General features: G+C 62.1%; 31 protein-coding genes, 1 tRNA gene, 1 pseudogene and 1 riboswitch. Of the genes and pseudogenes, 16 read left to right on the top strand and 17 right to left on the bottom strand.

The window, feature by feature from the left end; all coding sequences use genetic code 11:
* Positions 1-132: 132 nt before the first annotated feature.
* Entirely contained in the window at positions 133-519 is a 387-nt protein-coding gene (locus BKP54_RS33615; RefSeq protein ID WP_025427854.1) for a hypothetical protein, read from the top strand.
* A gap of 16 nt (positions 520-535) precedes the next feature.
* On the opposite strand, the gene BKP54_RS33610 is transcribed toward BKP54_RS33615, so the two are convergent.
* A complete protein-coding gene (locus tag BKP54_RS33610) occupies positions 536-1,117 on the bottom strand; it encodes a TetR/AcrR family transcriptional regulator (protein ID WP_038576295.1) in 582 nt (193 codons plus the stop codon).
* Positions 1,118-1,212: 95 nt separating this feature from the next.
* Here BKP54_RS33610 and BKP54_RS33605 point away from each other — a divergent pair, with 95 nt between their 5' ends.
* From BKP54_RS33605 to BKP54_RS33590, 4 genes are all read left to right on the top strand, one after another.
* On the top strand, positions 1,213-2,004 hold the full coding sequence (locus BKP54_RS33605; RefSeq protein WP_025427855.1) for a crotonase/enoyl-CoA hydratase family protein: 792 nt from the start codon (positions 1,213-1,215) through the stop codon (positions 2,002-2,004).
* A 44-nt stretch (positions 2,005-2,048) separates the two neighbouring features.
* The gene (locus BKP54_RS33600) at positions 2,049-2,423 is read left to right on the top strand and encodes a metalloregulator ArsR/SmtB family transcription factor (RefSeq protein ID WP_225906551.1); all 375 of its coding nucleotides are present in this window, start codon (positions 2,049-2,051) and stop codon (positions 2,421-2,423) included.
* Positions 2,420-2,983, top strand: a complete 564-nt coding sequence (locus BKP54_RS33595; RefSeq protein ID WP_057210270.1) for an SRPBCC family protein — start codon at positions 2,420-2,422, stop codon at positions 2,981-2,983. The genes BKP54_RS33600 and BKP54_RS33595 overlap by 4 nt, the downstream gene beginning before the upstream one ends.
* 110 nt (positions 2,984-3,093) lie before the next feature.
* A complete protein-coding gene (locus BKP54_RS33590) occupies positions 3,094-3,891 on the top strand; it encodes an SDR family oxidoreductase (protein ID WP_025427858.1) in 798 nt (265 codons plus the stop codon).
* Between the two features lie 46 nt (positions 3,892-3,937).
* On the opposite strand, the gene BKP54_RS33585 is transcribed toward BKP54_RS33590, so the two are convergent.
* Entirely contained in the window at positions 3,938-4,417 is a 480-nt protein-coding gene (locus BKP54_RS33585) for an anthrone oxygenase family protein (protein WP_025427859.1), read from the bottom strand.
* On the bottom strand, positions 4,414-5,244 hold the full coding sequence (locus BKP54_RS33580) for an NAD(P)H-binding protein (protein ID WP_025427860.1): 831 nt from the start codon (positions 5,242-5,244) through the stop codon (positions 4,414-4,416). The genes BKP54_RS33585 and BKP54_RS33580 overlap by 4 nt, the downstream gene beginning before the upstream one ends.
* A 103-nt stretch (positions 5,245-5,347) precedes the next feature.
* On the opposite strand from BKP54_RS33580, the gene BKP54_RS33575 reads away from it, so the two are divergent.
* The 3 genes from BKP54_RS33575 (at position 5,348) to BKP54_RS33565 (ending at position 7,519) form a co-directional block, all read left to right on the top strand.
* The gene (locus tag BKP54_RS33575) at positions 5,348-6,040 is read left to right on the top strand and encodes a TetR/AcrR family transcriptional regulator (protein WP_025427861.1); all 693 of its coding nucleotides are present in this window, start codon (positions 5,348-5,350) and stop codon (positions 6,038-6,040) included.
* Positions 6,039-6,308: riboswitch (cobalamin riboswitch) on the top strand. (Overlaps the previous gene by 2 nt.)
* Positions 6,309-6,350: 42 nt before the next feature.
* Positions 6,351-6,527: a CbtB-domain containing protein gene (locus BKP54_RS33570; protein ID WP_025427862.1), complete on the top strand. Its 177-nt coding sequence runs from the start codon at positions 6,351-6,353 to the stop codon at positions 6,525-6,527.
* A gap of 197 nt (positions 6,528-6,724) precedes the next feature.
* Positions 6,725-7,519 carry a CbtA family protein gene (locus BKP54_RS33565; RefSeq protein ID WP_025427863.1) on the top strand — a complete coding sequence of 265 codons (795 nt, stop codon included), beginning with the start codon at positions 6,725-6,727 and terminating at the stop codon, positions 7,517-7,519.
* Between the two features lie 75 nt (positions 7,520-7,594).
* Here BKP54_RS33565 and BKP54_RS33560 read toward each other — a convergent pair whose 3' ends face one another.
* Together BKP54_RS33560 and BKP54_RS33555 are read right to left on the bottom strand one after the other, a co-directional pair.
* Positions 7,595-8,287 (bottom strand): (2Fe-2S)-binding protein, encoded by a 693-nt coding sequence (locus BKP54_RS33560; protein ID WP_245318014.1) that lies wholly within the window; start codon positions 8,285-8,287, stop codon positions 7,595-7,597.
* 166 nt (positions 8,288-8,453) lie between these two features.
* Positions 8,454-9,764 carry a glucoamylase family protein gene (locus BKP54_RS33555; protein WP_025427865.1) on the bottom strand — a complete coding sequence of 437 codons (1,311 nt, stop codon included), beginning with the start codon at positions 9,762-9,764 and terminating at the stop codon, positions 8,454-8,456.
* Positions 9,765-9,924: 160 nt separating this feature from the next.
* Here BKP54_RS33555 and BKP54_RS33550 point away from each other — a divergent pair, with 160 nt between their 5' ends.
* The 3 genes from BKP54_RS33550 to BKP54_RS33540 all read left to right on the top strand — a co-directional run bounded on the left by BKP54_RS33550 (position 9,925) and on the right by BKP54_RS33540 (position 12,173).
* A complete protein-coding gene (locus BKP54_RS33550; RefSeq protein WP_025427866.1) occupies positions 9,925-10,719 on the top strand; it encodes a DUF1194 domain-containing protein in 795 nt (264 codons plus the stop codon).
* Between the two features lie 205 nt (positions 10,720-10,924).
* On the top strand, positions 10,925-11,635 hold the full coding sequence (locus BKP54_RS33545) for a GntR family transcriptional regulator (RefSeq protein WP_025427867.1): 711 nt from the start codon (positions 10,925-10,927) through the stop codon (positions 11,633-11,635).
* A gap of 298 nt (positions 11,636-11,933) precedes the next feature.
* Entirely contained in the window at positions 11,934-12,173 is a 240-nt protein-coding gene (locus BKP54_RS33540) for a DUF982 domain-containing protein (RefSeq protein WP_025427868.1), read from the top strand.
* 113 nt (positions 12,174-12,286) lie between these two features.
* Here the strand turns inward: BKP54_RS33540 and BKP54_RS33535 are convergent, their stop codons facing one another.
* From BKP54_RS33535 to BKP54_RS33520, 3 genes are all read right to left on the bottom strand, one after another.
* On the bottom strand, positions 12,287-13,315 hold the full coding sequence (locus BKP54_RS33535) for a glycosyl hydrolase (RefSeq protein ID WP_084815643.1): 1,029 nt from the start codon (positions 13,313-13,315) through the stop codon (positions 12,287-12,289).
* Positions 13,316-13,495: 180 nt separating this feature from the next.
* Positions 13,496-13,843, bottom strand: coding sequence for a hypothetical protein (locus tag BKP54_RS33530; protein ID WP_038576297.1), 348 nt, complete (start codon positions 13,841-13,843; stop codon positions 13,496-13,498).
* Positions 13,844-14,906: 1,063 nt separating this feature from the next.
* Positions 14,907-14,982, bottom strand: a tRNA-Ile gene (locus BKP54_RS33520).
* 161 nt (positions 14,983-15,143) lie between these two features.
* Here BKP54_RS33520 and BKP54_RS33515 point away from each other — a divergent pair.
* Positions 15,144-15,893: an SIMPL domain-containing protein gene (locus BKP54_RS33515; protein WP_057210308.1), complete on the top strand. Its 750-nt coding sequence runs from the start codon at positions 15,144-15,146 to the stop codon at positions 15,891-15,893.
* 662 nt (positions 15,894-16,555) lie between these two features.
* On the opposite strand, the pseudogene BKP54_RS33510 reads toward BKP54_RS33515, so the two are convergent.
* From BKP54_RS33510 to BKP54_RS33495, 4 genes and pseudogenes are all read right to left on the bottom strand, one after another.
* Positions 16,556-16,953 (bottom strand): annotated as a pseudogene (locus tag BKP54_RS33510) (hypothetical protein).
* 337 nt (positions 16,954-17,290) lie between these two features.
* Positions 17,291-17,695 carry a ketosteroid isomerase-related protein gene (locus BKP54_RS33505; RefSeq protein WP_025427874.1) on the bottom strand — a complete coding sequence of 135 codons (405 nt, stop codon included), beginning with the start codon at positions 17,693-17,695 and terminating at the stop codon, positions 17,291-17,293.
* 164 nt (positions 17,696-17,859) lie between these two features.
* Complete coding sequence (locus BKP54_RS33500; protein ID WP_025427875.1) at positions 17,860-18,282, bottom strand: secondary thiamine-phosphate synthase enzyme YjbQ; 423 nt, start codon at positions 18,280-18,282, stop codon at positions 17,860-17,862.
* A 201-nt stretch (positions 18,283-18,483) separates the two neighbouring features.
* Positions 18,484-18,837, bottom strand: coding sequence for a DUF1428 family protein (locus BKP54_RS33495; RefSeq protein ID WP_025427876.1), 354 nt, complete (start codon positions 18,835-18,837; stop codon positions 18,484-18,486).
* Between the two features lie 227 nt (positions 18,838-19,064).
* Here BKP54_RS33495 and BKP54_RS33490 point away from each other — a divergent pair, with 227 nt between their 5' ends.
* A complete protein-coding gene (locus tag BKP54_RS33490; RefSeq protein WP_025427877.1) occupies positions 19,065-19,517 on the top strand; it encodes a VOC family protein in 453 nt (150 codons plus the stop codon).
* A 26-nt stretch (positions 19,518-19,543) separates the two neighbouring features.
* On the opposite strand, the gene BKP54_RS33485 is transcribed toward BKP54_RS33490, so the two are convergent.
* On the bottom strand, positions 19,544-20,113 hold the full coding sequence (locus BKP54_RS33485; RefSeq protein WP_025427878.1) for a transglycosylase SLT domain-containing protein: 570 nt from the start codon (positions 20,111-20,113) through the stop codon (positions 19,544-19,546).
* 234 nt (positions 20,114-20,347) lie between these two features.
* On the opposite strand from BKP54_RS33485, the gene BKP54_RS33480 reads away from it, so the two are divergent.
* Together BKP54_RS33480 and BKP54_RS33475 are read left to right on the top strand one after the other, a co-directional pair.
* Complete coding sequence (locus tag BKP54_RS33480) at positions 20,348-20,761, top strand: lysozyme inhibitor LprI family protein (RefSeq protein WP_025427879.1); 414 nt, start codon at positions 20,348-20,350, stop codon at positions 20,759-20,761.
* Between the two features lie 34 nt (positions 20,762-20,795).
* The gene (locus BKP54_RS33475) at positions 20,796-21,593 is read left to right on the top strand and encodes a DUF2066 domain-containing protein (RefSeq protein ID WP_158071749.1); all 798 of its coding nucleotides are present in this window, start codon (positions 20,796-20,798) and stop codon (positions 21,591-21,593) included.
* Between the two features lie 40 nt (positions 21,594-21,633).
* On the opposite strand, the gene BKP54_RS33470 is transcribed toward BKP54_RS33475, so the two are convergent.
* The 3 genes from BKP54_RS33470 to BKP54_RS33460 all read right to left on the bottom strand — a co-directional run bounded on the left by BKP54_RS33470 (position 21,634) and on the right by BKP54_RS33460 (position 24,972).
* Positions 21,634-21,927 (bottom strand): GYD domain-containing protein, encoded by a 294-nt coding sequence (locus BKP54_RS33470; protein WP_025427881.1) that lies wholly within the window; start codon positions 21,925-21,927, stop codon positions 21,634-21,636.
* Positions 21,928-22,110: 183 nt separating this feature from the next.
* Complete coding sequence (gene rpoD / locus BKP54_RS33465; RefSeq protein WP_025427882.1) at positions 22,111-24,168, bottom strand: RNA polymerase sigma factor RpoD; 2,058 nt, start codon at positions 24,166-24,168, stop codon at positions 22,111-22,113.
* A 459-nt stretch (positions 24,169-24,627) separates the two neighbouring features.
* Positions 24,628-24,972, bottom strand: a complete 345-nt coding sequence (locus BKP54_RS33460) for a GFA family protein (RefSeq protein WP_025427883.1) — start codon at positions 24,970-24,972, stop codon at positions 24,628-24,630.
* A gap of 320 nt (positions 24,973-25,292) precedes the next feature.
* Between BKP54_RS33460 and BKP54_RS33455 the strand changes: the two genes are divergently transcribed.
* Entirely contained in the window at positions 25,293-25,751 is a 459-nt protein-coding gene (locus BKP54_RS33455) for a hypothetical protein (RefSeq protein ID WP_025427884.1), read from the top strand.
* Between the two features lie 167 nt (positions 25,752-25,918).
* On the opposite strand, the gene BKP54_RS33450 is transcribed toward BKP54_RS33455, so the two are convergent.
* Positions 25,919-26,438, bottom strand: a 520-nt coding sequence (locus tag BKP54_RS33450; RefSeq protein ID WP_143347950.1) for a zinc-binding dehydrogenase, incomplete at its 5' end; no start/stop codon positions are given.

Raw genomic sequence — 26,438 nt, 5'->3', positions numbered from 1 at the left:
GCAGATGCCTGTCGCGCGGAAGGAAGAGATTTAGCCGATCGGCGAAAATGCCGATCAATAACCAACCGAACCCAAGGAAAAGCCGCCAATCGAAGGCGTTTCGCCCCTTGTGTTCTTTCATTGGAGACCTCAATGCTTGACCTGAAACGGATCGCCCGCAGCACTTTGCTGCCGCTTCTGTTGCTGCCGGCGCCATCCATCGCCGAAGATGGCGGCCCGCACGTTACCAGCTGCGAAGCGATCTTCCATATGGTTGCGGGCTGGCAGAAGCAACCGCCGGAGTGGCCCGATGTCGAGCTGACGGCCGAGGTCGTGTCGTTGGAGGTTCAGGATCCGATCGCCGTCACCACCCTTTGCCCACAAACCAGGACCCGCGTCGTTTGCCTGGAATACAACAACAGCGCCTTGAAGCCGGGAGACCGGGTCGATGTCAGCGGGCTGGTCTCCGGCACTTTCGAAGACGGCGTCGTGCTCGATCCCTGCGGCACCATCAAGGTCGAAGCTGACGAAAAAACCTGACGACAGAAACCCGAGATCAGCGGGCAGCCGTCGCCACACGCACGAGGGTCGCTGCCGCCTTGCCGGCACTCTCCATATAGCTCGCATCCCGGTGCAGGAGCACGACTGCAAAACTGCCGTCGAGCAGCAACAGCATCTGGCGCGCCAGCTCGCCTGCATCATCGATGCCCGCCACGGCAAACATCTGCGTCAGCCAGGCCTCGAACTTCTTCTTGTGGGCGGCACCGATGCGGATAGCGGGATGGCCGGGCATGTTCGCAAGCTCGGCCGACGTGCGCAGGAAGCCGCACCCCTTCCATTTCGAATGCCGCGCTGCCCGGGCGAGATTGACGAAGATCGCCTCGACCTTCGCGGCAAGATCGCCGTCTGCTGCATCGAACCATCTGCGGAAGAGCGCCAGGTTCGGCTGGTCGCGCCCTTCGAGATAGGCGGCGATCAGCTCGTCCTTGCTCCCGAAATGGTAATAGAGCGTGCGTTTCGTCACCCCGGCAGCTTCAGCCACCGCGTCGACGCTGACGGCGCGAATGCCCTCGGCATAGAAGAGTTTCGAGGCGGCATCGATGATGCCTTCCCGGGTGGTGCGCTCTGGTTTTGCCATATCGATGTATACCGACTAGTGAATATACTTTTGATCTTCCCTCACCTAGCCTTCTTTCGTCAATGCCTCGCTCGACGCGAGGAAGGGAGAACACCATGTCCGACACCGTATTGCTGCAGATTTCCGATGGCATCGCGCTTCTGACGCTGAACCGACCGGCCAAGCTCAATGCGCTGAACTACGAACTGATCGATTGGCTTTTGGGTCTGCTCGACATGATCGAGGTGAACGACACCGTCGGCGCGGTGATCATCACCGGTGCTGGCGAACGGGCCTTTTCCGCCGGCGGCGACATTCCCGAGTTTTCCGGGAGCGTTGCCAAGGGGGCGAACACCGCCGTGCGTGATTTCGTCCGCCGCGGCCAGCGCCTGACCGCAAGGCTGGAGGCATTTCCCAAGCCCATCATCGCCGCCGTCAACGGTCTCGCCTATGGCGGCGGCTGCGAAATCACCGAGGCCGTGCATCTTGCCGTTGCCAGCGATCGCGCCCGTTTCGCCAAGCCCGAGATCAGGCTGGGCATGCCGCCGACCTTTGGCGGCACCCAGCGCCTGCCCCGGCTTGCCGGCCGCAAACGCGCGCTGGAACTGCTTTTGACCGGCGACGACTTTTCGGCCGAACACGCGCTCGAACTGGGGCTGGTCAACAGCGTCGTTGCCCACGACGAGCTCATGCCTGCCGCCCGCGCGCTTGCCAGACGCATCCTGCGACATTCACCGCTTGTGGTCCAGACGATCATCACCGCCGTCACCCGCGGCCTCAACATGTCGATATCAGAGGGGCTTCTGGTGGAAAGCGAACAATTTGCCCGCATGGTGCCGACCGCGGACCTCACAGAGGCGTTGGTCGCCTGGAAGGATCGGCACAGAGATATTCAACCAATCGGTTGACAATAACCGCGAGATCGGCGATATTCAACGACATGGTTGAATATATGAACGATCGGCTTGACGCCGTATTCCATGCGCTGTCCGACCCGACGCGGCGGGCGATGCTGCAGGATCTGTCAGCGGGTGAGCGGCTGGTGGGCGAGTTGGCCGCACCCTTCTCGATCTCGCTTGCCGCCGCATCGAAACACATCAAGGTGCTCGAAGGCGCCGGTCTCGTGCGGCGCGAAGTGCGCGGCCGGGCGCATGTCTGCCGGCTCGACGCCGAGCCGATGCATGCCGGCATGGAATGGATGCGCCATTACGAAGCCTTCTGGCGTCAACGCATCGATGTGTTGGAGGCACTGCTTCTGGCCGAGGACGCCGCGAAGGCCGCAGACAGGCAGACCACGACGCCGCAGCAAACGGAGAAGAAGCGATGACACCGCAAGCCGGCATGGACGACGGCGGATATGCCCGGATCGTCGCGCCGGATGCGGCACGCATCGAGCGGTTGTTGCCCGGCCCGATCGAGCGCATCTGGGCCTACCTGACGGAGGAGGACAAGCGCCGCCAGTGGATGGCGTCGGGCACCATAGGTGCTATAGCCGAATCGACGGTCGAACATATCTTCCGCCATGAGGACCTCGGCACGGATTGCGGTGAGCCGCCAACCAAATATGCCGCCCTTGCCGGCGAAAGCCGTATCCATGGCCGCATCATCGCCTGCAAGCCGCCGTACCTGTTGGCCTATACCTGGGGCGAAGGCACGCCGACGCCGTCGCAGGTGCGCTTCGATCTGGAGGCCAAGGGCTCAGAAGTGCTGCTGGTGGTCACCCATTCGCGCATCGCGACACAGGAGATGATGGCAAGCGTGGCTGCCGGCTGGCACACCCATCTCGACATTCTCGCCGATGTGGTTTCCGACCGCACCTCGCATGGCTTCTGGAACAAGCATACTAGGCTCGAACAGGAATATGCGCGGCAGATCGCTGCGCGCTAGTACCCGTTAACACATCATACTTGCTGCACGGTTTTCTCCCTTGGATCGATATCGATCCAGGGGCCCATGCCGCACGCCCATTCACCCCAACAGGATCAAGGGAGGCTACAATGTTGCTTCAGGATAAGAGTGCGATTGTTTATGGCGGCAGCGGCGCCATCGGCGGTGCTGCGGCGCGTGCCTTTGCCCGCGAAGGCGCGAGTGTCTTTCTCGTTGGACGAACGGCCGAAACCCTGGATCGTACGGCCAAGGCAATACGGGCGGCGGGTGGAAAGGCGGAGTTCGACGTCCTCGACGTGATGGATCAAGCCGCCGTCGAGCGGCATGCGCAATCGGTTGTCGACCGAACCGGCAGGATCGACGTGGTCCTGACCGCTGTCGGCTTTGCCCACATTCAGGGCCCGCCGCTTTCTGAGCTGACGCTGGAACAGTTCGAGCACCCGATTGCAGCCTATACCCGCGCCAACTTCATCACCGCCAAGGCGGCAGCAGCGCAGATGGAAAGAAACGGCAGCGGTGTCATCCTGACGCTTTCGACGCCCGGCTCGCGCATGTCCGGCTCGGGTTTCCTCGGCTACGGCACCACCTGCGGCGCCATCGAGACCTTCTCGCGCATTCTCGCCGGCGAACTCGGCAGCCATGGCATCCGCGTCATCTGCCTGCGGCCGGATGCCATTCCCGAGGCACTGCCAGCTTCGCATGCGCGCGCCGTCTTTCAAGGGTTTGCCGACCGGTTCGATACCACTGTGGAGGAGATGCTCGACGGTCGGGCAAAGTCCGGCACATTGCTCGGCCGTTTCCCGAGGCTCGACGAGGTCGCCGACTATGCCGCCTTCGTCGCCTCGGACCGGGCGGGCGCCATGACCGGCGCGATCGCCAACCTCACCTGCGGCTCGCTGGTTGATTGAAATGAACGACCGGCGGACCTTCACAGGGTCGCGTCGGTCGTTCTCTTCAGCTGCGCGCAAAACCCAGAATGAACAGCGCCAGAGCGCCGATCGAGGAAATCGTGCGCACATGGTTCCACCAGACCCAGTCGGTCAGGTAGTGCTGCTGCCAGATTTCGGTGGCAGCCTGCCCAGACGTGGCAGCCGCCAGCGCATCGTTCATCGGCACGTTGAAGATAATGGTGACGATCAGCACGCCGGCGACGTAGGCGATGCCGCCGGCCGCCAGCAGCAGGCTGCCGTTACCGCCCCAGATGAAGGCCGCGACGACCAGCGCGAGCCCCAGAAGCGCCGTGCCCATGAAGGTACTGAGGAACAGCGGATTCTGGATCACCACGTTGATGGCGTTCATCGCCGCGATCCCCTGCTCCGCCGGCAGCCGCGACAAAGCCTGCATGATGCAGACCGAGAAGATGAAGAACAGCCCGGCCATCAGGCCGGAGCCGATTGCGGCGGCAAACGCCAGAGCGGGGATCAGCGGGATCATGCGGCGATACTCCAGACACCAGTTGCAGCGGTCTCCCGGGCATAGTCGGCGAAGTCGCGCGGTTTGCGCCCAAGCACGCGCTCGACATCGGACGTCACTTGCGAATTGCGCCCGTCGAGCACCGACGTGAAGAGATAGCGGATGAGTTCGACATAGTCATCAGGCAATCCGTCGGCCCGCAACTGCACCGTGAAGTCGGCAACCGGCACGGACTGATAGCCGATCCGGCGGTTGGCAGCCGTCGCGATCTCGGCCACGGCCTGGGCAAAGGTCATCAGCCGCGGGCCTGTCAGCTCATAGACCTTGCCGACATGCCCCTCGTCCAGAAGGGCTGCAACTGCCACGTCGGCGATGTCGTCGGTGCTGATGAAGGGTTCGGTGATCTCATCCGGCGGCAGGAACACCGATCCGCTGCGAACGGAATCGGTCAAAAAATCCTCGCTGAAATTCTCGAAGAACCAGCTTGCCCGGATGATCGTCCAGTCGGCGCCGGAGGCCTGCAGTTCGCGCTCGGCCGCTTCCGCCTCGTCCTCGCCGCGCCCCGACAGAAGCACCAGCCGCTTGATGCCCGAGCGAACGGCAAGCCTCGAGAATTTGCGGATGGTTTCGACGGCGCCCGGCACCGCCAGATCCGGCTGGTAGCTGATATAGATGCGCTCGACATTTTCAAGCACGGGCGCCCAGGTCGCCTCATCCGTCCAGTCGAAGGAAGGCGATGCCGAACGGGCGCCGATGCGCACCGCGATACCCCGCTCCTCAAGGCGGGCCGCCACCCGCCGCCCCGTCTTGCCCGTACCGCCCAGAACCAGTGTGAGTTTGTCAGTCATCGCTTCCTCCTGAGGTTGATTGCAAAACATGAGCATCTCTCACATTTGCAAATGTGATAAATCCTCGTATTTTAGGAGTCAAGTCAAAATGTGAGCATTACTCATGATTCCCGATGCAAGCCCTTCCACAATCCCCGCTGACGACGAGCCGGCGCTGCGCCGCACGCCCAGCCAGAAGCGCAGCCGCGAGCGCGTCGAGCACATCCTTTCCTGCGCCACGGCGATCATCCAGGAGAAGGGCAGCGACGCCATGCGCATGAGCGAAGTCGCTGAAAAGGCTGGAATCTCGATCGGCTCCCTCTACCAGTACTTCCCCGACAAGGCGGCGATCGTGCGCACGCTGGCCGAGCGCTACAATGCGGTCTGCAATGAATGCATCGGGGCCGAGCTTGCCAAGGTGACGTCGATCTCGGAACTGCGTGACGCCTTCTCCATGCTGTTCGACATCTATTACGATATGTTCCTGGCCGAGCCTGTGATGCGCGACATCTGGTCAGCGATGCAGGCCGACAAGGCGCTGCGCGAGATCGACCTTTTGCAAAGCCGTGCCGGCGGCCAGCTTCTGGCCGACGTCTGGGCTCGGTTTGCGCCCGACACGCCGCGCGAAACGATCGACAGCGCCGCCTTTTTGATCATGCATCTCGGCGATTGCACGATGCGGCTTGCGGTCTCCGTCACCAGAGCAGAGGGCGACCAGATCGTCGAAGCCTATAAACGCATGATCCTTCGTGATTTTGTCGCGGATGGACCGGGCGGCGGCGCAAGTCTAATTGACATCTCCGGGGTGCGATCCTAATCATCGTGGATCGATTGGTTCCCGCAACGCGAACGCGTTTCGGGAGTAAACGGGAACGTGACGGATGGACCCATGCTGGGCATTCAAATCACGGCCGACCCCGCGACTGTAGAGCGACGTGAATGCGCCGTTCCGGAGCGATCCGGAAGAAGCCACTGGAGACAAGACCGCGAGAGGGCGGCCCTTGCTCTGGGAAGGCGAGGCAAATCCAGGGTGATCTCACCCGACGTCCTGAGCCAGGAAACCTGCCAGTCGATGCGGGCATAGGGCCCAAACCGGGAAAGATCCCGACGCCATCACGGAGGTTGTCATGGCTACATCTACAGTTTCGAGCATTCCGCTCTCCCTCAGCGATCGTCTGACCGCAGGTATCATCGCGCTCCTCATCGGCGGCTTCCTCGTCTTCGGCGCAGGCCTGGCGAACTCGGCCGTGCTGCACGATACCGCGCACGACACCCGCCACTCCTATGGCTTCCCCTGCCACTAAGCGATGTTCCGGGACGCGACTTGCGTTCCGCATCGACATAGCTGCGGACAAAAACGCTTCCGGCAGACAGCCGGACGCGTTTGCTCGCGTCTGATGCAGATTGAAGATCTGCCGGACGGAGCCGTTCGCATATTTGCCAGTGGGACACGGCGCTGCCTGCCAGATGCATGGCGCGCCGATATCGAGGGATATCGAAAATGATTGTCAGAACGCTTCTGGCCGCGATCGTGGCTGGATTGATTGCCGGTGTCTTCATGACCGGCGCCCAGGAACTGCGCGTCGTACCGCTGATCCTGCACGCGGAAGAATTCGAAGGCGAGGCACCGGCCGCCGGCGAACAACCAGCCGTTCAGCCGGGAACGGCCGATCCGGCCGCAGCAAACCACGACCAGCATTCGTCGCTGAAGGCGGTTTCGCCGATTGGCGCTTTGCTTGACGCCCTGTCGCCGATCACGCCTGCCTACGCCCATGAGGGCGAACACGAGGAAGGCGGCATCATGTTCGGCATGAGCCGCTTTTCCGGCACGCTGATCGCCAATCTGGTGACCGGCTCCGGCTTCGCGCTGCTGCTCGCCGGCGTCAGCCTCGTCATCGGCTACCCGATCACGCTCAGGAACGGCGCGCTCTGGGGCGCCTGCGGCTGGCTTGCCGTGCACATGCTGCCGGCAATCGGTCTGCCGCCGGAACTGCCGGGCTTCCCGGCCGCGGAACTCGGCGACCGCCAGGTCTGGTGGGGTGCAACCGTGCTGTTGTCTGCCGCCGGTCTCTATCTGCTGGTCTTGCGGCAAGAGATCGCCGCCAAGATCATCGGCCTCGTGCTGATCGCGGCACCGCATGTCTATGGCGCGCCGCAACCGTCGGACATCTCCAGCAATGTGCCGGCCGTGCTCGGCGCTGAATTCGCCGTGGCAGCCCTTGCCACCACGCTCGCGTTCTGGATTGTTCTCGGCGTCGTGTCGGGCTTCATCAACGATCGTTTCGCCAAGGCGTAACAGACCGGCCAGATTTCGCCATCAACCCGGAGCCCCTGATATCGCCGATATCAGGGGCTTTGTCGTCGAGATGTCTCAGCGCGCCTGCAATGCCAGCAGATGCGCCTGCAACCGCGCGCGGCGGTCGTCCGGCGCCAGCATCACGCAACTGTCGCAGAAGCTGCCACCTTCCGTTCGATAATAGAGACAGCAGCCGCCGCGCAGGCGATAGGTGCGCGACAGCGCATGATTGCCGCCGATCTCGATCACGATGTCCTCGTAACGGAGCTTGTCGGAAAATAGCGACGTACCCGCGCGCTTGACGATCGCCAGCGCCCTCGCCATCGCGGTCTCCTCGTCGCCGAGGACGCGGCCGATCTCCAGGAACCCACCGGCAAGCGAATCCGCCGCAAGCCGCCATTGCGCGCCCGAGGACAGGCCGGTGCGACGCTTCAACATGACGACGATCGGCGCCAGATGCGCAGCGAAGGTTTCGCCGAAGACGTCCGCAGTCGCCGGGGCATGATCCCCGGCTGCGGGCAAGGCAAGGCTGAAATGAAACCGCTTGGCCGCGACAAGCCGTTCGCCATAGGCCCGCGAAAATTCTTCGAAGCGAAGGCCGCGAACGGCTGCCACGATGCCCCCACCGAGATAGAGGCCGCCAAGCGCGAGCGTGAGCTGGTTGCTGTAAAAGGCAATCAGATGGGCGGCGCGGATCTTGTCGTCCATGCCCTCGGCAAAGCGATCCTGATAGGCAAGGCTGTCTTCAAGCCCGACGCCCTCCTCCACCCAGAACCGCGCCTCGGGAAGAAATACGTCGCCGGCGCCCCGAGCGAAAAGCCCACTTCGGGGAAAGACGACTGCAGGTGCGCGAGAACGCCAAGGGCGCTCTGGCGCAACGCCGCGTCCGCCTCGTCCTCCGCCGGGCGCTCGTCCTGCCGCTCGTGGCCCAAGCTCATGCCGTCTCCCTGGTCTCAAGCCAGCCGCCGCGAAAATCCGCCCGCTGCAATCCGCGCCGTATGGCCGGAATGCTGCGCGTCAGCTCCCAGACGAAACCGTTTCTGGCATTCTCGATCATCATCACGACAAGCCCCTGGTCAAGCCCGACCACGCGGTCGTCGACCCAACCCTCCGGGCCCACACCGGGCAGGCTCGGATTGAACCCGCCGGGAAACCGGCTCTCGCACAGAATGTCCGGGTAACAGTTCTCGAGCTCGGCGAGTGCCGACTGCGACGCATCGGCAGCGAAAGGCAGACAGGCAACCGGTGCCCAAGGTGCCAGCGTGCCATCGTCAGGACCACCGGGCGCGCCGCGCGCCGCATAGCCGAGCATCCGCTGCCAACGCCCATCGACAAGCCGCTGCCGCCCCGCCGGTCCACCGCAGGCGCTGAGGCCCCACATATCCCCGCCGTAACCGGCGAAATCGCCGGGATTGCGCTCGGCATGGGCTCGCTGCAGCGCGATCGCCCGGCAGGTATTGTCGAAATAATCAGTCGCCTCGTCACGCATCGGCGCATCGCCAATGCCGCGAAGGTCCAACCAGGCTTGCGGAAAGAGATGGACGAACAAAGGCGCGGCCTGCAGATGCGGCGCACCGTCGACCGTGGTCCACGCATAGGCGGCCGTGAATTCGCGGTAGTGCTCCGGGCCGATTGCATGGTGCGGCGCGCCGAGCGCGAGCACGTAGAGCAGCAGTGCCTCGCTGTAGCCCTGCCATCGATACTTAAGAAACCGCCCGGGCGGTCGCCAGCCCATCGTCAGTATCTCGCCACGGCCGAGCGCCCAGCGCCAATCCACCCGGGCATAGAGCTTATCCGCAAGCGCGCGGATTTCCCGCTCCCCCGCACTGTCGCCGGAGAAATAGGCGCCTGCGGTCAAAACGCCGGCAATCAGCAGCGCGGTATCGATGGTGGAAAGCTCGCACTGCCACACCCGCTCGCCGGTCTTCATGTGGAGAAAGTGATAGTAGAAGCCGCGATAACCGGTGGCGAGCGCATCGCTCCCCTGCCGGCTTTGCGCCAGAAACCGCAGGGTCATCAGCACCCGGCCGGCCGCTTCGCCGCGCCCGATCCAGCCGCGCTCGACGCCAACAGGGTAGCAGGAAAGCCCGAAACCGGTGGCAGCGATGCTTGAGGGCGCGTCGGGAAGCGACGTATCGGCGACAAGCCCGGTGCCGGCATCGCTATAGCGCAGGAAATAGTCGAAAGCGGCGGACTGCAGCCTATCGACCTGAAAACGCTCCGTATTCCGTGTCTGTTGAAGCATATCCTCAGCTCATGCAGGCCCGTCGGCACGGTATCGATCGGCAGTAAACCCTGTCGATATCACCTTTTATTGAAGGTCAGCCAACCCCAAACAGTCGCGATAAGCCAATCCTGTGCTACATTTCCTGAGATGACGCGGCTCGCAATGACGGGTTGAAGCGATGTTAACCATGCTGGCGTTGATCCTTTCCCTGACTGGTGGCCCGACCCAATCGACCGCCGCGCACACCGACGTCGATGTCGAACTGGTGCTGGCCGTCGACATGTCCGGCTCGATGGATCTGGACGAAGCCCGCGTCCAGCGCGCCGGCTACGTGCAGGCGCTGCGCCATTCCGACTTCCTCAATGCGGTAACGAGCGGTCGCTATGGCCGGATCGCCCTTGGCTATTTCGAATGGGCCGGCACCGTCAACGAATCCTCCGTCGTTGCCTGGCAGGTGATCTCCAACGCCGCCGAAGCGGACGCCTTTGCCGCGCTGATCGAGGCCCGCCCCGTCGGCACCCGCCGCGGCACCTCGATCTCCAACGCGCTCACTTACGGCACAGCGCTGATCGACTCCAACGCCTTTGCCGGCATGCGCCGCATCATCGACGTGTCTGGCGACGGACCCAACAATATCGGCCCACCGGTCATTCCCGCCCGCGACATCGCCATTGCCCGCGGCATCATCATCAATGGCCTGGCGATCCTGATTAGACCGTCCGTCTCGACCGGGCCGCTCGACCAGTATTATGCCGAGTGCGTCGTCGGCGGCCCGGGCTCCTTCGTGCTGCCGGTGCATGAGCCGGAAGATTTCGCCATCGCCATCCGCCAGAAGCTGATCCTGGAGGTCAGCGGCCTGCCGCCACCGCCGCGTGTGCGCCTCGTCGATGCCTTGCCCGCGCCCGACTGCCTGATCGGCGAGAAGCTCCGGCCAGGCTTCATCGACCGCGTCTATCCCGAACTTGACAAGTAGTCGGCCCACATTGGCAACGACGCTTTGCCATGCCAGATTGTCGTTTCCTTACTGCATGTTTCCTTAAATCCTATTCGATTTAAGGATAAAAACAGGCAGCCATTCAAAGTGCTACAGCGACATTTGCGCGTCTAATAAGACGCGCGGCGCTGTAGGGCGCGCGCGTCGATAAGATGCCGCGTTCAATCGTGGATCGATTTCCTTCATGTCCCTGACCACCCATCCTGCGGCGGCCGACGCGTCCACCGACACCAGCACCCGACAGATTCGCGACAAGCTGCGCGATGCGATCGTCGAACGACGGCTTGCGCCCGGAACCAAGCTGTCCGAAAGCGATGTCGGCGATCTGTTCAACGTCAGCCGTACGCTGGTGCGCGCCGCGCTGCAGTCGCTCGCCTATGAGGGGCTGGTCACTGTCGAGAAGAACCGCGGCGCCTTCGTCGCCCATCCCTCGCCGGATGAAGCCCGCCAGATTTTTGCGACCCGCCGACTGATCGAGCCGGGCCTCGTGCGCGCCGCCGCGCCGCGCATTGGCGCGGCTGATATCGATGAGCTGCGCCGCCTGCTTGCCGCCGAACATCAACTGACCGCACAGCGCGGCCGGTCGGCGCGCCGCGCCGAGATCAAGGCCTCGGGTGATTTCCACCTGGCGCTCGCCGATCTCAGCGGCAATGTCATTCTCAGGCGCTTCATGGATGAGCTGGTGGCGCGCTCCTCGCTCGTCATCGCGCTTTATGGACAATCGAGCGTCTCGACCTGTGGCCACGACGAGCATGGCGACATCCTGACTGCGATCGAAACCGGCGACATCGACACCGCCTGTGCGCTGATGATCCGCCATATCGATCACATCGAGGCCGATCTCGACCTCAGGGAGCGCAAGCCGACCGACCTCAGGGCCGCGCTCGATCTCTGATCGCTGACAGCCAAAACGCTTGAACGGTTTCAGGGAGACGGCCTGCACCCGGCCGCAGGCCCCTCGCCGCTCCCCACGCCTCCATCATTCGAAAAAATCTTTCGCAAAAATTGTCACGGCGAAAGCGTGCCGGCTCTCGTCCGAAAGCCTTGTCTTCCAGGGCTTCCGACGGCCCCCCATCTGGCCGAACACATCGGGTCGGCATCGTCATGGTTAAAAAAGTGCAGCCGCGGAGGGAACCATTGGCGCTCCCCGGCGTTGGCCTCGCGCTCAAAAGACTATGAACGAGGAATGCAAGATGAGCGAAAAAACCTTCGCAACGCCGATCCACCTGAAACTGTCGTCCAAGCGGCAGACCGTCGTCAGGACGGTCTGGGAGGCGCTCGAACTGCTGCGGCAATGGCCGGGCAGACGTGGACGGGAATATCGTGCCGCCCTTCAGCGCTGCCTGGATGCGCTTGACGGGCTGACCAGCGTCAACAGGGCAAGCCAATGCTTCACCGCGGCCGCCCGTGAATCGGGCCTTCTGCTTGCCTGAGAAAAACTCCAGTTTTCCGACATTCACGCACCGGCTGAACGGCCGGTGCGTCCACCGCTCTTAAACCGCATGCCGTTTTCGCAAAACCGCTGCACACTTTTGCGCGACATGCATCAGCCGCTATTGCGTCGGCCGGCGACGATTTCGACCTTGTCGGAAACAAGTGCTGCCAGCGCGGCCTTGTCCAGCCGCCAGTCCGGCGAGCCATAGCCAAGCGGCCACTTGTAAGGCTCCCTGTCGTTGAAGAACACCACGGCCGTCAACAGCGGGAAACGCGCGCGATAAGTCCTGCGATCGAAGATTTCTGCGTACCAGGCGCGCTTGTAATCCGCTGAACCGGCAACCCCAAGCTCGGCAATCATCACAGGCTTTCCAAAGCCTTCGACGCGGCGGTATTTTTCGCCAAGCGTCTCGCCGAAGCTGCGCTCCCGCCCCCAATAGTCCACATCCATCTTCTGCAGACCCCACACGGGAATGCCGATGGCATCGACGACATCGTCGCCGGGATAGTAGCCGGCAAGGTTGCGATGGCCCTTGGGCGACCAGACGAAGCGAGCGTCAGGCGCCAGCTCCCGGCAGCTTCTAACGAAATAGCGAAACGCCTTCTTATAGCCGTCCATGTCGCGCCGCGCCCAGGGATAGCGGCCGTCAGGGTCCTCCATCTCGTGGCCCCAGCGCATGTAGACCGGCGCTGCAACCGCGCCGGCACGCCGGCAGATATCGCCGATCTCGCGGTCGAAACGACCGCGGCCGATATCGGCAAACAGCCGCTCGCCGCCCGCCCGCCAGTTGCTCGCATGGGTATAGGGCTCGACGGAGATCATCAGCGCCCGCCCTTGGCCCTCGGCAATGGCGATCTTGCGCTTCAGCATCGCCTTGTCGAGCGCCTGCCAATAGATGAAGACATGCTCGATCGTGAGCGCAGCGCTGCCCGTGACCGCGTCATGCGGATCGTAGACGCCGATCGCGACCTCGCCGCCGGGCGTGCCGGCAGACCGCGCCGCCGAGCTGATCGAGCCCGTCGTCAGCACGCGATCGACCGTGCCGCCGAGATCGGCAGCCGCAACCCGCGAGGCACCCGCCACCGGCAGAAGCGCCATGAGGCCGGCCAAAAACACCGATCTGAACATCGCAATCGACAAGAGCTGTCTCCGGCAGGAGGACTTTGAGCATTTCCAGGAAAAGCCCGGGAAGGTTCCGCCCGGAGTTGCCTGGAACACAAGGAGCTTGAGTATTTCCGTTCGTGCATCCAACGCGGAAACGGTCTAACGGCACTCGGAATGAAACGGGGTGCTGTGGCGCTCCGCCCTATGGGAATGGCTTTACAGCGAGCTTCTGAGGAAGCAGCGCGACGTATGGCCGAAACCGCTCGGCGAGCAGATATAGGGCGCGCGGCCGAGATAGGCGGAAACGCGCCGTCTTGCCGGCAGCGGCTCCACGATATCGTCCTCTTCCGCAACCTTGATCAGCTTGCCCTGCTTCGCGCCCGCGCTCGGTGCGCTTACGGCTGCCTTGGAGCCGGCAGACGCAAACAGCGGGCTTTCAGCCATACTCGCCGACGAACAGCCGGATGAGACAAGCAGAAGACCGAGAAGCGAGGCAGGTACGAGATACTTGAAACCCGAAACGGTGGTGCGGCGTGCGCCGCCCAAGGCGGTTAGGCTTCGCATAAGCATCCTTTCGAAGAAGCGGCCAGCGCCGCTTGGCAACTTCCCTACAGCGCCGCGCGTCTTGTTAGACGCGCAAAGGTCGCTGCAGCACTTTGAATGGCTGCATGTTTTGATCCTTAAATCGAATAGGATTTAAGGAAACATGCAGTAGCGGGAATCACCCAAGAAGTTCAACCCCCACTTCTTATTATTGACAGCTAAAATTAAGAGTTTCTTTCTTAGCGATGTCTTTTCACACGTACGGACGACCGAAATCGGCGCGGCAGGCACGGGCCTTCGCCTCGCCAGCCGCCGCCCAGCCAAGGCGCGATACGTGGCCGCAACAAAGAAACGCTGTGAGATCATCAGGCCGGGCCGCCAACCCACGCGCACCGATTTCGACCGCACACCGACGTCGACCATGCGCCAGTTGCGCGCCTGTCTTCCTTCCCTTCGCAGCGCCTGCCGCACCAGCCGCCATCGCCGCCATGCGCGCCGATCACCTGTCAAGCCGCAACAGCCGTTCGTCCGCGGGACGCTCGGCGCAAAACCGGGCCCGACCAAAGTCCCCCTCATTTCTGGCTGCCGGCTGTTTACACAGTGTTGACCTCTGTGACGCACCTTGGCTTCCAGGCGCAACATGTTTGAGCGTATGCGCCCACTCCAAAACTGCCCGCTCCGGCGGGCATTTTTTTGACCGCTCGGCGGTTATCTCACAGATGAGAAGTATCTAACCGTAGAGCAGCCAGGAGCGCGGTTCTCCAGCGCGACTGCTGTTGAGCCATTTTTAGGTCGCGGAAAGAACCCTGGTGGGCGCGAGGTCCCGGGCCGGCGCGAGCCTTTCATGAGAGACGTCCTTATCAGGCTCGCTTTGTCGGCCATTGCAATTTTTAGGCGTTTCACGTCTGCCTTGCATATAGCTTCAGCAATCAAGCGCGTGTTGTTAGCATTTTACAGGATTTCCGCTCACATCCTACGCGTTGCACGAGGATAGAGACCTCACGCCCGCTTTACGCTTCATCGAACGCAATGATTTAACAGGCTTGAGACGCAGATCTCGCAAACATTCGCCGGTAGGTTACAATGGTGGGCCCGGAGGGACTCGAACCCCCAACCAAGCGGTTATGAGCCGCCGGCTCTAACCATTGAGCTACAGGCCCACGCCGGATCAAAGATCCGGGACTCAGCGAACCAATGGCAGTTCGTGATCGGCAATGGCTCTAGCCGAAAACCTTTTTGACGACAAGTCATTGCCGCAATGCCCACACAATCGCTAAGCATGAAAGCAGCAGGGACAGAAACAACCGGAGAGACACGAACCATGACTTCCACACGCACTGCCCGCACGCTTTCCATTGCTGCCTTGGCCGCCGCCTTTGCGGGTATTGCCGCTGCCGGCGCGCACGCGCAAGATCCCGCCAAAAAGCGCGAAGCGATCATCACCGTGGCCGGCGAAGGCCGCTCATCGATCGCGCCTGACATGGCCATCCTGCAGCTGAGCGTCGTCAAGGACGCCAAGACCGCCCGCGAGGCGCTCGACGCCAACAACAAGACGATGGCCGAGGTTCTGGCTGCGCTGAAGGACGGCGGCATTGCCGAGCGCGACCTGCAGACGAGCGGCTTTTCGGTCAACCCGCAATACAACTACCCGCCCAACAATGACGGCGGCAACCGCCCGCCGGAGCTGATCGGCTACCAGGTGGCCAACGGCGTCAGCGTGCGCGTGCGCGACCTCGCCAAGCTCGGTGACATCGTCGACAAATCGGTGACATTGGGCGTCAACCAGGGCGGCGGCATCCAGTTCACCAACGACAAGCCGGAAGGCACCATCACCGAAGCGCGCAAGGCAGCCGTTGCCGACGCCATCGAGAAGGCCAAGGTTCTGGCCGAAGCTGCCGGCGTCTCGCTCGGCAACATCGTCGAGATCACCGAACAGGGCTTCCGCCCGGAGCCGGTGCCGATGATGCGCGCCGGCATGGCCAAGGAATACGCAGCCGACTCCGTGCCGATGGCAACGGGCGAAAACAGCTACAACGTGACCGTCAACGTCACCTTCGCGATCAAGCAGTAAGACCGACCGCTGAGGCCCGTCCCGCGGAAAGTGCGGGCGGGTTTTGCGGGCCTGCAGTTGGCTCGGTACGACGCTTCGCTTAGGCGGGCATCAGTCGCATAGCAAAGCCCCGTGCGGTTACAACCGCGCGGGGCTTTTTCTGTCCGGCTTGAGATTGAAGCATGTCGCGAAAGTGTGCCGCAGGCTTGCGATAACGACATGGGTAAAACAAGAGAACCCGGCCGCTGAGGATTATCGACCCCGTCTGGAGGCCAGAAGCACCGACCCCCTCCGGGTGGACCCTCTGTCGGCTAACCAGCGTCGCGGCCGATGCCAAGGCATCGCTCTGCGGTATGCTGCTCACCGGATGGAGCGCATACGGTCCCACGCACGACAGCGCCGCGCGTCGTATCAGACGCGCAAAGTCGCTGTAGCACTTGGAATTGCTGCGCGCTTTGATTGGCAGAGCCACGCTTTGCCCGGCCACTGAGGCAGCCCTCCCGCCAAACAACGCAAAGTGGGTCGCGGCTTCGCAACAGCGCCAGGTGGACCAGAGACTTGTGGCGTGCGGCCCAGCCCTGCTCTTCTGCGATGTGTCTCAGACAAAGAAAAACCCCTCACGCCTGGGGCGTGAGGGGGCGCATTTCCGCCGGCCGGGGGAGACAGGACGGAAAAGGCTTGGATTACCAGCGGCCGATAAAGGGGCAGCCGCGAACGTTGGCGAACGCGATCGTCTGGCGATAGCCGCGGCGGCTGCCTTCGACGACGACGCGGCGGTGCGAGACATCGGCGACATGGGCGCGGCGCAGGCCATGGTCACGGGCCTTGTCGACGGCCATCCAGGGGGCGCAACGGCTACGGCGGCCACCGCCATCCCAGCCACGGTCCGGACGCGGCGCTCGCGACCCCAGTCGCGCTCGTCACCATAACCACCGTCGTAGTCGCGATACTGGACCTGGACGCCACCGCCCGAGCCGAAGCCGAATTCGACGGTTTCTGCGGAAGCGGTGGAAGCGGCGCCCACGAGGCCGGTCAAACCGATGACGACGGCGGCGGCTGCGTTGATGAGGGTATTCTTCATGGTCTTTCTCCGAGGGCTTGAAGGGTTCAATCTGCAATCACCGTCCCAAGCGATTGATCGGACAATAGCGGCGCCAAACTGAACGCTAGCGGAACTGCACATTCATGCGGGGTTCAGATTGCGGGCACCTGACGAAAACCGGCGGGAGACAAAGATTCGTTCGACTTTTAAGCGAGCCGCAACGGCGCGGTGCTGCCGCACCAGAACCGGATTTTCGCTAGAAATAGCAGTTGATTAATGGAATCCCCGGCACGCAGGATTGCGATACCGCGCGCGACGGGCGGCATAAAAAGATCGCCACGATTTCCTTGAGGCGGCCGTGATGCGTCGCTGCCGATCAGCCGGCAAGTTCGGCTTCGAAAGCCCGCATGTTGCGATAATGGCTGAGCCGGGTGATCGACTGGTCCTCGATCTCGAATACGAAGACGGTGGGGATCGAATAGGTTTGGCCGGATGCGGCGGGAAAGCCCTCCAGCGTCTCACGATAGGTGCCGCGCGCCGTCACATCGGCGGCAATCCGCTGGCCGAAATTGTCGCGCATCAGCACGATGTCGCCATAGGTTTCGTCGAAATGCCGGAGATAGGTCATGATGCTTGCCCGCAGCGGCTCGACGCCGACGGTGCGCTGGCCGGTCAGCGAATCAAGCGCCACGTCCTCGTCGACAAGCCGCGCCAAGGCGTGGAAATCGCGGTCGTTGAGCGCCTCGATGAAGCGGCTGGCAATGGTCTGCGCGTCGGTCATATCTACCTCGATGCTGATTGCGTATGGCCATGCCTTTCGGACGGCAGACGAGGAAACGACGATCGAACGAACGCGCCGGCAAATTTCGTTCGCACCCCGTTCCCTAACCAATATGGAGGGGTGACAGTCCCCTTCAAGACGTTGCCGCGGTCAATCGGCAGATGTCATGGCCCCAGATGCAGCACGATCTCGCGGCGGTGCGGCCGGTCGCGGTGTTCGAAGAGATAGAGCCCCTGCCAGGTGCCGAGCGCCATGCGGCCCGCATTGACGGGCACGCCGATCGACACCTGCGTCAGCGCCGCCTTGATGTGAGCGGGCATATCGTCTGGCCCCTCCTGCGTGTGCACCACCCAGCGCATCGACGGATCGGAGGATGGCGGCACCAGCCGGGCGAAGAACTCGCGGAGGTCCCGCTTCACGTCGGGATCGGCGTTTTCCTGGATCAACAGCGAGCAGGAGGTGTGGCGGACGAACAGGGTCAAAAGCCCCTCGCCCGCGCCGTTGGCGCTGACGAAGTCTGCCGCCTCGTCGGTGAACTCGTAGAGCCCCTGGCCGCGGGTGGAAATGACGATCGTGGTCTGCGGCATCGGCGTTGGTTCTCCTCGGCTGGCGGCGGCAAGCGCGCCGCCACCTGAACGGGTTTGGCAAAAGCCGCTGCCAAGTCAAGCCCACTGCAGGTCTCCTTAAATCCTATTCGATTTAAGGATAAAACATGCAGCAATTCAAAGGGCTACAGCGACCTTTGCGCGTTTAATAAGACGCGCGGCGCTGTAGGCCTCCCGCCAAGTCTATTTCTCGAGAAAAGCCTCGAATCCGCCATAGATCATGCGCTTGCCATCGAACACATCCTTCCAGGCATCGCCTTGCAGCCGCGGATCCGCCATCACCTTGGCAACGATCGCGTCACGGTCGGCGCGCGACTTGTAGACGATCCAGGAAAAGACCACGGTCTCGTCGTCCTTGGCCTGCACGGCGCGGGGAAAGGACGTCACCTCGCCATAGGGCACGTCGTCGCCGAGGCATTCGGCATAGGAGAGTGCGCCATGCTCCATCCACACATCGCCCGCCTGCCGCGCCATGTCCTTGTAGGCCTCGATATTGCCCTTGGGCACGGCAACGATGAAACCATCCACGTAACTCATGTCGATATCCTCCTCGGTTGCTTCGACCAACAAAGGACGAACGGGATGGAAAGGTTCCGACAAAACCAGCGATTTTTTCAGATGATGAATGCTTGGGTGCCCTCGCCGCCTTTGCCGGCCGGCCTGTTGCGGCCACTCAAGGCTTTGAGAAAAAATCCGGGTCGCCTGTCGGCACATCCGCTTTTCGTTCGTCCTTGGGAAGACCACCGCCCAAGGGAGCAACAGTCATGCAGAAGATCACGCCCTTTCTCTGGTTCGACAACCAGCTCGAAGACGCCATCCAGTTCTATACCTCCATCTTCCGCAATTCCCGCGTCACCGACGTCAAGAAAGGGCCTGACGGTAAGGCGTTCACCGCCTCGTTCGAGCTTGAGGGACAGGCGTTCATGGGGCTCAACGGCGGGCCGCATTTCAAGTTTTCCGAAGCCGTCTCGTTCTTCGTGCGCTGTGCCGATCAGGCGGAGGTCGACTATTATTGGGAGCGCCTGCTCGACGGCGGCACGCCGCAGCACTGCGGCTGGCTGAAGGACCGCTTCGGCCTTGCCTGGCAGATCATACCGGATGCGCTGATGCAGCACCTGAGCGATCCTGATCCGGCCCGCGCCGGCCGCGCCCAGCAGGCGATGATGGGCATGGTCAAGATCGACGTCGCCGGGCTTGAAAAGGCCGCCGCCGGCTGAGCCCTATGCCAGCTGCTGATATGACATCAGCTTCCGCAACCGTTGAGTTGGCGGCTATAGAGCGAGGCCATGCCAGAGGCGCGTTTGGCGCCGGTCTTGGCCGTGTCGCTCCAGTTGCCGCGGGCATAACCGGCATGCCCGTGATAATAGGCGATGTAGAGCCGATAGGCGTCGTTGAGCGCGATGCCGTTCTTCTGGCTGCTTTCGCGGTGATACCAGGCAATGAAGCGGATGGCGTCGCCGAAATCCGAACGCCGCGCCGTCCAGCGGCCGGTTTCGCTCTGGTAGCGCGCCCAGGTGCCGTCGAGCGCCTGCGAATAGCCATAGGCCGATGAAACGCGCGTCCAGGGAATGAAGCCGAAGAGTTTTGTGCGCGGCGGCTTGGCATTATGGCGGAAGCCGGATTCCGTATAGATCGTCGCCATCAGCACCGGAACGGGCACGCCATATTCGCGCTCCGCCTGATAGGCGGCGCGGCGCCAATTGTTGAAAAGGCCATCTCGCTGCTCGAAAACCGCGCACGCGTTCCGGGTGTCTCTCGGCACCGTTGCGCAACCGGCCAGCAACAGGAGGACGACGACAAAAACGCAACGCATCTTCGAACCTCTCGTTTCCGAGAGATTGATAAAACGTAAACGTTAAGGATCGGTTTTGAATCGAATACGATTGATTGCGGGGCTACCGCATACGTCCTGAAGTCGGATCCGATTTAAGGATAAATTATGCAGCAGGTTCAAAGTGCTACGGCGTCCTTTGCGCGTCCGCAGGTTTCCGAAGATCATGCGAGCGCGCGTCGACGGCGGCAGGCGCGAAACGAGGAGAGCGAAGACATGCGGTTTCCTGCTTTGATGTTTGCAACCCTTGTCGGACTGGTGGGCCTTGCACCCGCCGCATGGGCCGACGATTGCGCCAATGCCAGCGACCAGGCGACGATGAACGAATGCGCTGATAAATCCCTCAAGGCCTCCGACACCGAACTCAACACCCTCTACAAGCAGATCGAGGCGCGCCTGAAGGACGACCAGGACACCACCAAGCTGCTCATTGCCGCACAAAAGGCATGGATCGCCTTCCGTGATGCCGAATGCGATTTTTCCGCCGCCGGGGTTACGGGCGGCACCGCCTATCCGATGATCGTCCTTCTGTGCCGCGATAACCTGACCCAGAACCGCGTCAAGGATTTCAAGGGCTATCTCAGCTGTCAGGAAGGCGACCTCAGCTGCCCGCTGCCGCCGGTAAACTGACGGGCTGATGGGCAGGCTAGCCAAAACGCTTGTGATGACCGCAGCGATCATCGGGCTGTTGTGGACCGGCGCGCAAGCCGCCGACCGGACGGCGCTCTATGTCAGCGATGCGATCGTCACAGGCACCGGCGAGCAGAACCGGCAGATCGGCTTTCGCGAATGCCTGAGCGAGGTTCTCGTCAAGGTCTCCGGCGATTTCACGCTCACGGGGAGCACGGCACTTGCCGCCCTGCAGGTGCAAGCCGCAGAGTTCGTCGCCTCGTTCTCCTACCGCGACCGGCTGGAAGGCGTCCCGATTCATGACGAGCAGGGAACGCATGACCGCCCGCATGACCTTACCTGCCGTTTCGATCCCACCACCATCGATCCGCTCCTGGCAAAGCTCGGGCGCAAGCCGTGGCTGTCGCCGCGGCCGACAATCGCCGTGCTGCTTGCCGTTCACGATCAGAGGCGCCGCTTCGTGCTGACGCGCGACGGCAGCGAGAGCCCGTATATGGCGGATTCGCTTGCCGTCGCGGCAGTACCGCTGGCGCTCTCGGTGCGGCTGCCCGATGCTGCAACGCTTACAAGCAAAGACCTTGATTTCGTCCATCTATCGCGCCAGCGGCCGGCCGAGCTCAAACAGCTCGCAACGGATATCGGCGCGGAAGTGCCCCTCGCCGGCACCCTCGTATGGTCCGATGCCGCCCGCGGCTGGATCGCCGACTGGCGCATCACCGAAAACGGCAGGGAGTATCGCTGGCAGATCCGCGGCGTCAGCTTCGACGAGGCCTTTCGGGATGCCATGCGCGCGCCGCGCGCATACTCTCCGGCAACGGCGCGCCGTAGATAAGCATCGTATTGCCGATTGTTGCGCTCAGCGCCTGCTGATCTCAGCCCAGGGACGCGACCAACTCGCGATAGGCGGCTTCCGGGAAGGCCTTGAGCGTCCGCGTGCGCACATTGCCACCCATGCCGAGCGTCATGGCAAAGCGCGCCGCCACCGCATCGTCAGGCGCCTCGCAGATAGCCACCATGTCGTACTCGCCCATGGTCAGAAAGAAATGTTTGAAGGAGCCGCCCATGTCGGCGAGCATCTTCTTGGCCGCGTCGAGCCGCTTGGGAGACTCGCGCACGTTCTTAACGCCCTGCTCTGTCCAGTTGAGGAGCACGACATAAGTGGTCATTTCACACCTCCATGAGGGCACGCTTCACGCCCACGGTGCGACTGCCCGTGCTTCAAGCCGGGTGCCCCAATTGCTCCGAAAGGGGAAGTATAGTCCTGTGCGAAGACACCTACAAGAAAGCATCGGAACAACAAAAAAGCCGGGCTGAGCGCCCGGCTTCTTGATGGTTCGACCTTCGACCGCTTAGCTGTCGAGGAACGAGCGCAGCTTGCGCGAGCGGCTCGGATGCTTGAGCTTGCGCAGCGCCTTCGCCTCGATCTGACGGATACGTTCGCGGGTAACCGAGAACTGCTGGCCGACTTCTTCGAGCGTATGGTCGGTGTTCATGCCGATGCCGAAGCGCATGCGCAGGACGCGCTCTTCGCGCGGCGTCAGCGAGGCAAGAACGCGGGTCGTCGTTTCGCGCAGGTTCGCCTGGATGGCGGCATCGATCGGCAGCAGCGCATTCTTGTCCTCGATGAAATCGCCGAGATGCGAATCCTCTTCGTCGCCCACCGGGGTTTCGAGCGAGATCGGCTCCTTGGCGATCTTCAGGACCTTGCGGACCTTTTCGAGCGGCATGGCGAGCTTCTCGGCCAATTCTTCCGGCGTCGGTTCGCGACCGATTTCATGCAGCATCTGGCGCGACGTGCGAACGATCTTGTTGATCGTTTCGATCATGTGCACCGGAATGCGGATCGTGCGGGCCTGGTCGGCGATCGAACGGGTGATCGCCTGACGGATCCACCAGGTCGCATAGGTCGAGAACTTGTAACCGCGACGGTATTCGAACTTGTCGACCGCCTTCATCAGGCCGATGTTGCCTTCCTGAATGAGATCGAGGAACTGCAGGCCGCGGTTGGTGTACTTCTTGGCGATGGAGATGACGAGGCGCAGGTTCGCTTCGACCATTTCCTTCTTGGCGATGCGCGCTTCGCGCTCGCCCTTCTGCACCATCGAGACGATGCGGCGGAATTCGGCGATCGAGATGCCGGTTTCGGTCGCAAGGTTCTGGATCTCCTGGCGGATGTCGCGGATCGTCTGGTTTTCGCTCTTGGCGAATTCCTTCCAGCCCTTGCCGGCCAGGTTGCTGATCGACTTCATCCAGTTCGGGTCGAGTTCGGCGCCGGAATACTGCTCGAGGAACGAGTCACGCTTGACGCCGTAGGATTCGGCCAGGCGCAACAGGCGGCCTTCGTTCTGCATCAGGCGCTTGGAGATGTCGTAGAGCTGCTCGACGAGGCTGTCGACGCGGTTCTGGTTGAGCGACAGCGACTTGACCGCCTTGATCAGCTCGTCCTTGAGCTCCTTGTAGCGGCGCTCCTGGGCAGGCGACAGCGTGCCAGTGGCAGCCAGGCGGGCTTCCACCTGCTGGTCCTGCAGCTTGCGCAGCTTCTTGTAGGTCTCGGCGATGATGTCGAGGGTTTCCATGACCTGCGGGCGCAGTTCCGCTTCCATGGCGGCGAGCGAGAGGTTCGACTCGTCGTCGTCTTCCTCTTCCTCCTCGCTCGGCATGACATCGCCGCCGACATTGGTGATGTCGTCGTCGTTGGCGGCGCGAACCTTGCGGGTCTTTTCCTTTTCCTCGGCAGCCTTGCGGTCAGCCTCGATCTTTTCCGGGCTCTGGAACTGCGGAGCAGCCTTTGCCTCGGGACCGGAATAGGTGGTTTCGAGATCGATGATCTCGCGCAGCAGCGTCTGGCCTTCGTTGAGTTCGTCGCGCCAGATGATCAGCGCCTGGAACGTCAACGGGCTCTCACAGAGACCAGCGATCATCGTCTCGCGGCCAGCCTCGATGCGCTTGGCAATCGCGATTTCGCCCTCGCGCGACAGAAGCTCTACCGAACCCATTTCGCGCAGATACATGCGCACCGGGTCATCGGTTCTGTCGGTCGGCTCTTTCTTCTTCGTCGCCGCAAGCGCCGTGCCGCCGGAAGGGGCCAGTTCGCCGCCTTCGCCGTCGTTGTCGTCGTCGCTGCTTTCGTCGTCGCTGCTGCCGCCGGCGGCTTCCTCAGCTTCCTCGTCTTCGATGACGTTGATGCCCATGTCGGAGAGCATCGCCATCGTGTCTTCGATCTGCTCGGAGGTGACTTCTTCGGACGGCAGGACGGAGTTCAATTCGTCCATCGTCACATAGCCGCGCTTCTTGGCGGCCTTGATCATCTTCTTGACAGCGTCATCGGAAAGATCGAGAAGCGGGCCGTCCGGAGCGCCTTCGCGTTCAACGTCAGCTTCTTCGTTTTCTTTGACTTTGGTTGCCATTTAGTTCGTCGCTTTCCTTGTCGCAACCGGCGTGAGCCCGGTGCAAATGCCGCTCGAAGGTCCGGGTGCGCCGCGCACCCGCCACCGAATCATTTCCCCTGACGTAACGGGATGATGTTTAATTCCTGATTAACCACGATAGCGATCGTGGCAAAGCGGGCAAGCTCCGACAGTCCTGCCACTGAAGCACTACTGGCATGATATCCTAACCGCCGTGTCATTTCGCCATTTCTTGCTTGGAAATGGTGATTCCCAGAATTTTCGATCCCGTCAAGCATTTCCGCTGAAAAACCGCCCGATTCGGCAAAAATCGCCTCAGTTCATGTTTTTTGGTGTTTATCAGCGTCCGCTGAACATGTAGGCGCTGCCCGTCAAAAGACAAGGGTCGATACCGCTTATCGGCAAGGCTCCGTTGTGCCTTGGCCAACGGCGCAACCATGACTATACGCGTTGGCACCCTCACACCGAAAGCCCGTCATATTTGACGATCTTCACTGCCTCAATGTCGAACTCCGGCAGACAGCGCAGGTTGACGGCCGCCATGGGTCCGTTCGGACCGGCCCCTTCGCCGAAGGGTGCGATGCCACAATGGTTGCAGAAATGATGCTTGATGACATGCCTGTTGAATTCATAGGTCGAGAGATCAGCTTCCGGCGTCTTCAGCCTCAGACTGTCGCGCGAAACGAAGGCCAGCAATCCGCCACGCCGGCGACACATCGAACAATTGCAATCGATCGCCTCGGCGAAGTTCCCCTCAACTTCGAAGGCAATCTTTCCACAATGACAGCTTCCCTCATAGCGCATGCACGGGCTCCTCTGATCGTCTCAACCGCTGATCGCAGACATCGGCAGCGTCGGCAAAGATAGTGCACCGCAGCCGACGAACAAGCCGGATCAACAAGACGCAAAACAATTCCTGAAACGGCGGACTTCGTCTTAGAGTTCGCAACATTATTCCGGTTTTTCGCTTGCCCGCGACCCGATCTCGAAAGACCTTCCGCCCTACTGCATGTTTCCTTAAATCGTACCCGATTTATGGACAAAAACATGCGGCAATTCAAAGCGCTACAGCGACCTTTGCGCGTCTGAAAAGACGCGCGGCGCTGCAGGAAACGGAGGCCAGAATGAACATCAAGGAAACCGACGCCATGCGCGTCATCAGCATTGCGCGCAGGATCACAATCCCGGACGTCAGGCATGCAGCCGCCGAGCTGGCACCGCTGATCGAGGCGGAGATCGGCCGGGCGGGGCGCAAGCCCGCAGGGCCTTGGATCTTCATCGCGCAGAACCTGCCGAAGAACGCCAGAACCGTCTTTGACTGGCGCATCTGCCGACCCGTCGAGCGTGGCGAGGGCTATCGCGGCGCGCTGGATATGATCGAGCTCGAGCCGATCATGGTAGCCTCGACCCTGCATCAAGGCCCGATGCGAAGCCTCTTCACCCAGGGCTATGCGCCACTGGTGGAAAAGATCGAGATGAGCAGACACAATTTCTCCGGCGAGAGCCGCGAGATTTATCATCGCTGGGCCGGCCCGGGCGCCCGCTACCACGAGATCGAGATCCAGTTCGGCCTTGCCAACTAGAGCATTTCCAGGAGAAGTGCGCAGCGGTTTTCCGTCAGGAAATGCGCAAAAACAAAGAGATATAGCGTTTCTGCGATTCCGTCTAAACGGGAAACGCTGACGAAAAAGCCGCGCATCCGTGGAACGCGCGGCCTGGTGGTTTCCGGCACTGCGCCGAAGCGTCCCGCTTACCAGTCCATGACGACCTTGCCGGAGTTGCCGGAGCGCATGGCCTCGAAGCCGTCGCGGAACTCGTCGATGCCGATGCGGTGGGTGATGACCGGTGACAGGTCGAGCCCGCCCTGGACGAAGGCGATCATCTTGTACCAGGTCTCGAACATCTCGCGGCCGTAGATGCCCTTGAGGTTGAGCATCTTGAAGATCACCTTGTTCCAGTCGATCTCGAAGCCGGCCGGCGCGATGCCGAGAATGGCGATCTTGCCACCATTGTTCATCTTGTCGATCATGTCGCGGAAGGCGGGTGCTGCCCCCGACATTTCCAGCCCGACGTCGAAGCCCTCGGTCATGCCGATCGCCTTCATCACGTCGGCGAGGTTTTCCTTGGAGGCGTCGACGACGTAGTCGATGCCGACCTTGCGGGCAAGCTCCAGCCGCGTCGGGTTGATGTCGGTGATCACCACCTTGCGCGCGCCCGAGCGCTTGGCAACCAGCGCCCCCATGATGCCGATCGGCCCGGCGCCGGTCACC

This window comes from Ensifer sp. 1H6 (assembly GCF_001976035.1).
Lineage (GTDB): Bacteria > Pseudomonadota > Alphaproteobacteria > Rhizobiales > Rhizobiaceae > Ensifer > Ensifer canadensis.
Note: the sequence above shows the minus strand (reverse complement) of the source record. Positions and strands in the feature narration are given on the sequence as shown.